Consider the following 8,114-nt stretch of genomic DNA (forward strand, 5'->3'; position numbering starts at 1 on the left):
GCCCCCGATTGCAGTGTGTCAGTCACTGAAATTTTGACTGAACCACCGCTATCGGGGGCAAGCCCCCTCCCACATTTTTGGGGCGTGTTAGCGTTAGTTCACCGCAAGAATCGGGCTGCCCAGCTTCTCCAGCAACGTCGCCTGCGCGCTGCGCGGGTTCTGGTTGCCGGTCGGCGTGTTGCGCACGTAGCGGCCGTCCGATTGCAGGCTCCAGCTGTGGGTGTTGTCGGTGAGGTAGCTTTCCAGCTCCTTCTTGACGCGCATGATCAGCTTCTTGCCTTCCACCGGGAAGCAGGTTTCCACACGCTTATCGAGGTTGCGTTCCATCCAGTCGGCACTGGACAGGAACATCTGCTCCTCGCCGCCGTTGAGGAAGTAGAACACCCGCGTGTGCTCCAGGAAGCGACCGATGATCGAACGCACGTGGATGTTATGCGAGACCCCGACAATGCCCGGGCGCAGGCAGCACATGCCGCGCACTACCAGGTCGATGCGCACACCGGACTGGCTGGCCTTGTACAGCGCGCGGATGATCTTCGGATCGGTCAGCGAGTTGAACTTGGCAATGATGTGCGCCGGCTTGCCGTCGAGGGCGAACTGGGTCTCGCGGGCAATCATGTCGAGCATGCCCTTCTTGAGCGTGAACGGCGCGTGCAGCAGCTTCTTCATGCGCAAGGTCTTGCCCATGCCGATCAACTGGCTGAACAGCTTGCCGACGTCTTCACACAAGGCGTCGTCGGAGGTCAGCAGGCTGTAGTCGGTGTAGAGCTTGGCGTTGCCGGCGTGGTAGTTGCCGGTGCCCAAGTGCGCGTAACGCACGATCTCACCGGCTTCACGGCGCAGGATCAGCATCATCTTGGCGTGGGTCTTGAAGCCGACCACACCGTAGATCACCACCGCACCGGCCGCCTGCAGGCGGCTGGCCAGTTGCAGGTTGGACTCTTCGTCAAACCGCGCGCGCAGCTCGATCACCGCGGTGACTTCCTTGCCGTTACGCGCGGCGTCGACCAGCGCATCGACGATTTCCGAGTTGGCGCCACTGCGGTACAGGGTCTGGCGCACCGCCAATACATGCGGGTCCTTGGCGGCCTGGCGCAGCAGGTCGACCACCGGGGTGAACGACTCGAACGGGTGCAGCAGCAGGATGTCCTGCTTGCTCACCACGCTGAAGATGTTCTCGCTGTTTTGCAGCAGCTTCGGGATCTGCGGGGTGAACGGCGTGTATTGCAGCTCTGGATGGCTGTCCAGGCCGGTGATGCTGAACAGACGCGTCAGGTTGACCGGGCCGTTGACCTGGTACAGCTCGCTCTCGCTCAGGTTGAACTGCTTGAGCAGGTAGTCCGAAAGGTGTTTCGGGCAGGTGTCCGCCACTTCCAGACGCACCGCATCGCCGTAGCGCCGCGAGAACAGCTCGCCGCGCAGGGCACGGGCCAAGTCTTCGACGTCTTCGGAATCCAGCGCCAGGTCGGCGTTACGGGTCAGGCGGAACTGGTAGCAGCCCTTGACCTTCATGCCCTGGAACAGGTCATCGGCGTGCGCGTGGATCATCGACGACAGGAACACATAGTTGTCGCCAGCGCCGCCCACTTCCTCAGGAACCTTGATGATCCGCGGCAACAGGCGCGGCGCCGGGATGATCGCGAGGCCGGAATCGCGACCGAAGGCATCGATCCCTTCCAGCTCCACGATGAAGTTCAGGCTCTTGTTCACCAGCAACGGGAACGGGTGCGTCGGGTCGAGGCCGATCGGGGTGATGATCGGTGAAATCTCGTCGCGGAAATAACGGCGCACCCAGGTCTTGATCTTGGTGGTCCAGTGACGGCGACGAATGAAGCGGACCTGATGTTTCTCCAGCTCCGGCAGCAGGATGTCATTGAGGATCGCGTATTGGCGGTCCACATGGCCGTGCACCAGCTCGCTGATGCGGGCCAGGGCCTGGTGCGGCTGCAGGCCGTCGGCGCCGGCTTGCTCACGGGCGAAGGTGATCTGCTTCTTGAGGCCGGCGACGCGAATTTCGAAGAACTCGTCCAGGTTGCTGGAGAAAATCAGCAGGAATTTCAGCCGCTCCAGCAGCGGGTAGGACTCATCCAGCGCCTGCTCCAGCACGCGGATGTTGAATTGCAGTTGTGACAGCTCACGGTGGATGTACAGGCTGCTGTCATCCAGGTTGGTCACCGCGACCACCGGTGCCGGCGCGGGCGCTTCCACCACCACGGCGGGCGGGGCCGGCTCCAGCTCCGGCGGCGTTTCGGTGACTTGTTCCACCACCGGGTGAGCGTCTTTTACGGCAACTTCTGAGAGTCCTTCGGTATTCATCGAATGTTCCTGTGAGGGCTATTGTTGCTCTCTAAGCAATTGGGCGGCGCGGGCGGCGAAGTAAGTCAGGATGCCATCAGCGCCAGCACGTTTAAAGGCCGTCAGGGATTCCAGGATTATCCCTTCACTCAACCAGCCATTCTGGATCGCGGCCATGTGCATGGCGTACTCACCGCTGACCTGATAGACAAAGGTCGGCACTTTGAATTCCTCTTTGACCCGGTAAAGGATGTCCAGGTAGGGCATCCCGGGCTTGACCATGACCATGTCGGCGCCTTCGGCCAGGTCGGCGGCCACTTCATGCAAGGCTTCATGGCTATTGGCAGGGTCCATCTGGTACGAGGCCTTGTTCGCCTTGCCCAGGTTCAGCGCCGAACCCACCGCATCGCGGAACGGGCCGTAGTAGGCGCTGGCGTACTTGGCCGAGTAGGCCATGATGCGCACATTGACATGGCCGGCCAGCTCCAGGGCTTCGCGAATCGCCTGGATACGGCCGTCCATCATGTCCGACGGCGCCACCACCTGGGCGCCCGCCGCCGCGTGGGACAAGGCCTGCTTGACCAGCGCGTCGACAGTAATGTCGTTTTGAACATAGCCTTCTTGGTCAAGAATGCCATCCTGCCCGTGTGTGGTGAACGGGTCCAGCGCCACGTCGGTGATCACCCCCAGTTCCGGGAAACGCTCGCGCAGGGCGCGGGTGGCGCGCTGCGCGATGCCGTCCGGGTTCCAGGCTTCGGCGGCGTCGAGTGACTTGAGCTCAGACGGCGTGACCGGAAACAGCGCGAGTGCCGGAATCCCCAGCTCGACCCAGCCCGCCGCTTCTTCCAGCAGCAGATCAATGGTCAAGCGCTCCACCCCTGGCATCGACGCCACCGCTTCCCGACGATTTTCACCGTCCAGCACAAACACCGGCAGGATCAGATCATTGGTCGTCAGTACGTTTTCACGAACCAGGCGGCGAGAAAAATCATCACGGCGATTGCGGCGCAGACGGGTGGCGGGGAACAGGCGATTGGCAGGGGTAAAGCTCACGACAGACTCCTGAGCCCGCGTTTACGGGCGAGTGTTGCAGTTATAAGCGGCCATTATGACGAAGGAATTACAGTTGTGCTTATCGATGCGACCCGGCGTCGCATTCGTCGTTTATGTAGGAATTGTTCACTTCATGACACATCTCGATACTTTCATGAATGTTCGTGAAGGCGTAGGCTGCGCGTTCATTTCGCCAGCACCCAGACCATGCTTCAACAATTTCTGCATGACTTCGGCTACTTTGCCCTCTTCCTAGGCACGTTCTTCGAAGGCGAAACCATCCTGGTTCTCGCAGGCTTCCTGGCGTTCCGTGGATACATGGATATCAACCTGGTGGTGGTCGTTGCCTTTTTCGGCAGCTACGCCGGCGACCAGCTGTGGTACTACATGGGCCGCAAGCACGGCCGCAAGCTGTTGGCGCGCAAGCCGCGCTGGCAATTGATGGGCGACAAGGCCCTGGAACATATCCGCAAGCATCCGGATATCTGGGTCCTGAGCTTCCGCTTCGTTTACGGACTGCGCACGGTCATGCCCGTGGCGATTGGCCTTTCCGGCTACCCGCCGCTGCGCTACCTGATCCTCAACGGGATTGGCGCCGCGATCTGGGCCGCCGCGCTGGGCGCTGCGGCTTATCATTTTGGCGCGGTGCTCGAAGGCATGCTCGGCAGCGTCAAGAAATACGAGCTGTGGGTATTGGGTGCATTGCTGGTCCTGGGACTCGGCCTGTGGCTGCGTCGCCGCTTCAAGAATGCGCGCATTGCCCGTGAGGCCTGCGCCGAGGCCAAGGCCCGGCTCGCCGCCGAGCCGGCCGCGATCGCACCGCCTAAGACACCAGTCGAGTAAGCCGGCTTCGGCAGCAGTAGAGGCCGATCCCGCTGAGCAGGCTGTAGCTCACCAGGCCCAGCCAGCCCAGGTTGCCGGCCGGCCACAGTCCCACCAACGGCGCCAGGCATACCAACGGCACATTCAGCGCCAGGCGCACCAGCTCGGCCTTGAAGGCCCACGGGCGATTCTCCAGGGCCACGCCCAAGGTAAACAGCCCCAACGCCATCGCACTCCAGCCCAGCACCAGCGCCGCCGTGGGCAGCCCCTCGGCAAAATTCATCAGATAACTGCCAAACCCGACATACGCCGCAAATTGCAGGGCGATGTAGACCTGCTGGCGCGTGTCCAGCGGCACGTCGAATTTGCGGAACTGGCTCAGGTCTGGCAAGGCTCGCGGGTAATTGGCCTTGACGTCCGCTGGGCGCCAGCCGGTGCGCATGAACCAGATGCGCAACTTGTCCCACCAACGCTCCGTACGCCGCGCATCACTCCACAGCTGCGCGTAAAACTGCAGGTTGGCCCACAGCGGGTTCCAGCTGGCCAGGGGCGTGGTCACGCCAAAGATCACCGGCTCGTTATCGTCTTCTTCCTGGAAGCTGCCGAACAACCGGTCCCAAATAATGAACACCCCGCCGTAGTTGCGATCCATGTAGAGAGCGTTCTGTGCATGGTGGGCCCGATGGTTGGACGGCGTGACGAAGAACCATTCGAACCAGCCGAGCTTGGGCACGTGGCGGGTATGCACCCAGAACTGATACAGCAGGTTGAGCGAGGCCACGCTGATAAACACCACCAGCGGCACGCCGAGCACGGCCAGGGGCAGGTAGAAAATCCAGCTCAGCAGAAAACCGGTGCTGGTTTGGCGCAGAGCGGTGGTGAGGTTGTAGTCCTCGCTCTGGTGATGCACCGAGTGCGCGGCCCAGAGGATGTTGCGCTCATGACCGCAGCGATGCAGCCAGTAATAGCAGAAGTCGTAGAAAACGAAGGCGAATACCCAGGTCCAGACACTCTGGGCCGACAACTCGATCACAGCCAGGTGCTCGAGGGCGAACGCGTAGGTCAGCAGGCCCACACCCTTGGTCAGCAAGCCGGTGGTGGTGGACAGCACACCGGTGCTGAGGCTGTTGATGGCGTCCGCGACGCGATAGTTGCGCTGGCCGCGCCAGTGGTCGGCCAGCAGCTCGACCACGATTAAGGCAATGAAAAACGGTACCGCGTAAGGCACGAAGTCCATGGGCTAGTCCGATGTGTTTTTGTTACATCAAGATTAGGTGCAGCCGCGCAAGATCCCATTGGCAACAGGTGACAAATTAGTAGACATTTAACGCCAAGACCCCAGGAGAAATGCCCATGAGCAAAAAGATTGCAGTGATCCTTTCCGGCTGTGGCGTGTACGACGGCGCGGAGATCCAGGAAAGCGTGATCACCCTGCTGCGCCTGGACCAGCGCGGCGCTCAGGTCCAATGTTTTGCACCCGATATTGCCCAACTGCATGTGATCAACCACCTCACCGGCGAAGAAATGCCCGAGTCGCGCAATGTGCTGGTGGAGTCGGCGCGCATCGCGCGAGGCGCCGTGAAGGATATTCAACACGCCAACGCCGAGGAATTCGACGCGCTGATCGTGCCTGGCGGGTTTGGCGCGGCGAAGAACCTGTCGAACTTTGCTGTAGAAGGCGCGGGGTGCAGCGTCAACCCGCAGGTGCTGGCGTTGGCCGAAGCCTTTGCCGAAGCGGGCAAGCCGGTGGGGCTGATCTGCATTTCACCGGCCCTGGCCGCGAAAATCTACGGCCCCGGCGTGACCTGCACCATCGGTAACGATGCCGACACCGCTGCCGCCCTGGATAAAATGGGCGCCACCCACCACGAATGCGCGGTGGAAGACATTGTCGAGGACACCGCGCGCAAACTGGTGAGCACGCCGGCCTACATGCTCGGCAAGAACATCAGCGAGGTGGCATCAGGCATCAACAAGCTGGTGGATCGGGTGCTGGAATTGACCCACGAGAATGACTGATCAATCTGCTCAACGGCTTGTTATGGCGAGCAGGCCATTAGCAATCCCGGCAATCATGCAGGGCGCATCAATCTGGTCAGGATGCGATCCAGCGAATTGGCGAACGCCTGCTTGTCCTTCTCCCCGTGAGGCGGCGGGCCGCCGCCCATCTGGCCTTGCTCGCGCAGGTCAGTGAACAGGTTGCGCACCGCCAGCCGCTCGCTCATGTTCGCCGGGCTGAATTCCTTGCCGCGCGGGTCCAGGGCCGTCACGCCTTTCTTTACCAGACGGTCGGCCAGGGGCACATCGCTGCAGATCACCAGCTCACCCGGCACCGCGTGCTCCACCAGGTAATCATCCGCTGCGTCCGGGCGCTGGGTACCACGATCAGTTTCACGCAGGCAAAGCTCGGCTTGATCTGGCTCTGCCCCGCCACCAGCACGACGTCGAACTGGCGCTTGAGGGCGAACTTCACCACTTGGTCCTTGGCCGCCCGCGGGCAGGCATCCGCGTCGATCCAGACCCGCATGCTAGGCCACCGCCCGACGTTTCTCGGCCAGGCGGCTGCGGCCGTACAGCACCACAATTGCCAGGATCGCCACTGCCTGCGCGCTCAACGAATACGCATCGGCGTGAATACCCAGCCAGTCAAAGTCAAAGAACGCCACCGGCCGCGTGCCGAAGATACCGGCTTCCTGCAACGCCTTCACGCCATGCCCGGCGAACACCACCGACAGCGCGCACAGCAGCGCCGCGTTGATGCCGAAGAACAACGCCAGCGGCAGTTTCGCCGAGCCGCGCAGGATCACCCAGGCCAGGCCCACCAACAGCACCAACGCCGTGGCGCCACCGGCCAGTACCGCATTGTGCCCGGCCGGGCCCGCTTGCAGCCACAGGGTTTCGTAGAACAGGATCACTTCGAACAACTCGCGGTACACCGAGAAAAACGCCAGCATGGCAAAGCCGAACCGCCCACCGCCGCCGACCAGGCTGCTCTTGATGTAATCCTGCCAGGCCGCCGCGTGGCGCCGGTCGTGCATCCACACGCCAAGCCATAGCACCATCACACTGGCGAACAGCGCCGTGCAGCCCTCAAGCAATTCGCGCTGGGCGCCGCTGACGTCAATCACATACGCCGCCAACGCCCAAGTGGCCAAGCCCGCCAACAGCGCCAGGCCCCAGCCGACGTTCACGCTGCGCACGGCCGACTGCTGGCCGGTGTTACGCAGGAACGCGAGGATTGCCGCCAGTACCAGAATCGCCTCCAGCCCTTCGCGCAGCAGGATCAGCAAGCCGGAGATGTAACTCAACGACCAGCTCAGGCCATCGCTGCCCAGCAGGCCGGCGGATTCGGTGAGCTTGCCCTTGGCCACGTCCAGGCGTTGCTGCACCTGCTCGACCGGCAGGCCGTCCTGCAACGCCTGCCGATAGGCCATCAGGGCCTTCTCGGTGTCTTTGCGCACGTTGGCGTCAACGTTGTCCAGCGAGCTTTCCACCAGCTCGAAACCTTCCAGGTAAGCGGCTACCGACAGGTCATAGGCTTGTTCATGATCGCCATCGCGGAACGCGGCGAGGCTTTTGTCCAGGGTCGTGGCGGTGTAGTCGAGCAATTGCGCCGGGCCACGCTTGACCTGCGGCGGCTGCGCACGCTGGGCGCGGAAGGTCGCCGCAGCCGCAGGGCCATTGGCGGCCAGCACTTCATTCGGGGTCTGGCGGGCCAGGTCGGCGAGGTTGAACGGCTGCTCGCTCTTCGCAGCGGCAGGGTCGGCGGTGAAACCGGCGATATAGGTGGCCAGATCCCAGCGCTGACGATCATCCAACTGGTCGGCGAAGGACGGCATATCGGTGCCTTCGACGCCCAGGCCGAGGGTGTTGTAGATCGCGTAGAGGCTCAGGCGATCCAGGCGCGCGGCGTCCTGCAGGTTGGCCGGCGGCGGGGTCATGCC

The 8,114-nt window shown here is 62.4% G+C and carries 6 protein-coding genes and 1 pseudogene; 2 read left to right on the forward strand and 5 right to left on the reverse strand.

Annotated elements, in window-relative coordinates; genetic code table 11:
• Nucleotides 1–93: 93 nt before the first annotated feature.
• Both ppk1 and hemB read right to left on the reverse strand, forming a co-directional pair.
• The gene (gene ppk1 / locus WBR57_RS13600) at nt 94–2,316 is read right to left on the reverse strand and encodes a polyphosphate kinase 1 (RefSeq protein ID WP_424084253.1); all 2,223 of its coding nucleotides are present in this window, start codon (nt 2,314–2,316) and stop codon (nt 94–96) included.
• Between the two features lie 18 nt (nt 2,317–2,334).
• Nucleotides 2,335–3,348 carry a porphobilinogen synthase gene (hemB, locus tag WBR57_RS13605; protein ID WP_424084254.1) on the reverse strand — a complete coding sequence of 338 codons (1,014 nt, stop codon included), beginning with the start codon at nt 3,346–3,348 and terminating at the stop codon, nt 2,335–2,337.
• A 207-nt stretch (nt 3,349–3,555) separates the two neighbouring features.
• On the opposite strand from hemB, the gene WBR57_RS13610 reads away from it, so the two are divergent.
• Entirely contained in the window at nt 3,556–4,191 is a 636-nt protein-coding gene (locus tag WBR57_RS13610; protein WP_424084255.1) for a DedA family protein, read from the forward strand.
• Here the strand turns inward: WBR57_RS13610 and WBR57_RS13615 are convergent.
• Nucleotides 4,172–5,407 carry a sterol desaturase family protein gene (locus WBR57_RS13615; RefSeq protein ID WP_424084256.1) on the reverse strand — a complete coding sequence of 412 codons (1,236 nt, stop codon included), beginning with the start codon at nt 5,405–5,407 and terminating at the stop codon, nt 4,172–4,174. The two genes, WBR57_RS13610 and WBR57_RS13615, sit on opposite strands and share 20 nt — an antisense overlap.
• A 116-nt stretch (nt 5,408–5,523) precedes the next feature.
• Here WBR57_RS13615 and elbB point away from each other — a divergent pair, with 116 nt between their 5' ends.
• The gene (elbB, locus tag WBR57_RS13620; RefSeq protein WP_424084257.1) at nt 5,524–6,189 is read left to right on the forward strand and encodes an isoprenoid biosynthesis glyoxalase ElbB; all 666 of its coding nucleotides are present in this window, start codon (nt 5,524–5,526) and stop codon (nt 6,187–6,189) included.
• Between the two features lie 53 nt (nt 6,190–6,242).
• On the opposite strand, the pseudogene WBR57_RS13625 reads toward elbB, so the two are convergent.
• Both WBR57_RS13625 and WBR57_RS13630 read right to left on the reverse strand, forming a co-directional pair.
• Nucleotides 6,243–6,697, reverse strand: a pseudogene (locus tag WBR57_RS13625) (YaiI/YqxD family protein).
• 1 nt (nt 6,698) lies between these two features.
• Nucleotides 6,699–8,114, reverse strand: a 1,416-nt coding sequence (locus tag WBR57_RS13630; RefSeq protein WP_424084258.1) for an FTR1 family protein, incomplete at its 5' end; no start/stop codon positions are given.

The organism is Pseudomonas sp. (assembly GCF_049590575.1).
GTDB lineage: Bacteria > Pseudomonadota > Gammaproteobacteria > Pseudomonadales > Pseudomonadaceae > Aquipseudomonas.

Excerpts from the sequence above, each read along its gene's own strand:
- ppk1 (WP_424084253.1), bottom strand. The coding sequence starts at position 2,316 with ATGAATACCGAAGGACTCTCAGAAGTTGCCGTAAAAGACGCTCACCCG.
- WBR57_RS13610 (WP_424084255.1), top strand. The coding sequence starts at position 3,556 with ATGCTTCAACAATTTCTGCATGACTTCGGCTACTTTGCCCTCTTCCTA.
- WBR57_RS13615 (WP_424084256.1), bottom strand. The coding sequence starts at position 5,407 with ATGGACTTCGTGCCTTACGCGGTACCGTTTTTCATTGCCTTAATCGTG.
- elbB (WP_424084257.1), top strand. The coding sequence starts at position 5,524 with ATGAGCAAAAAGATTGCAGTGATCCTTTCCGGCTGTGGCGTGTACGAC.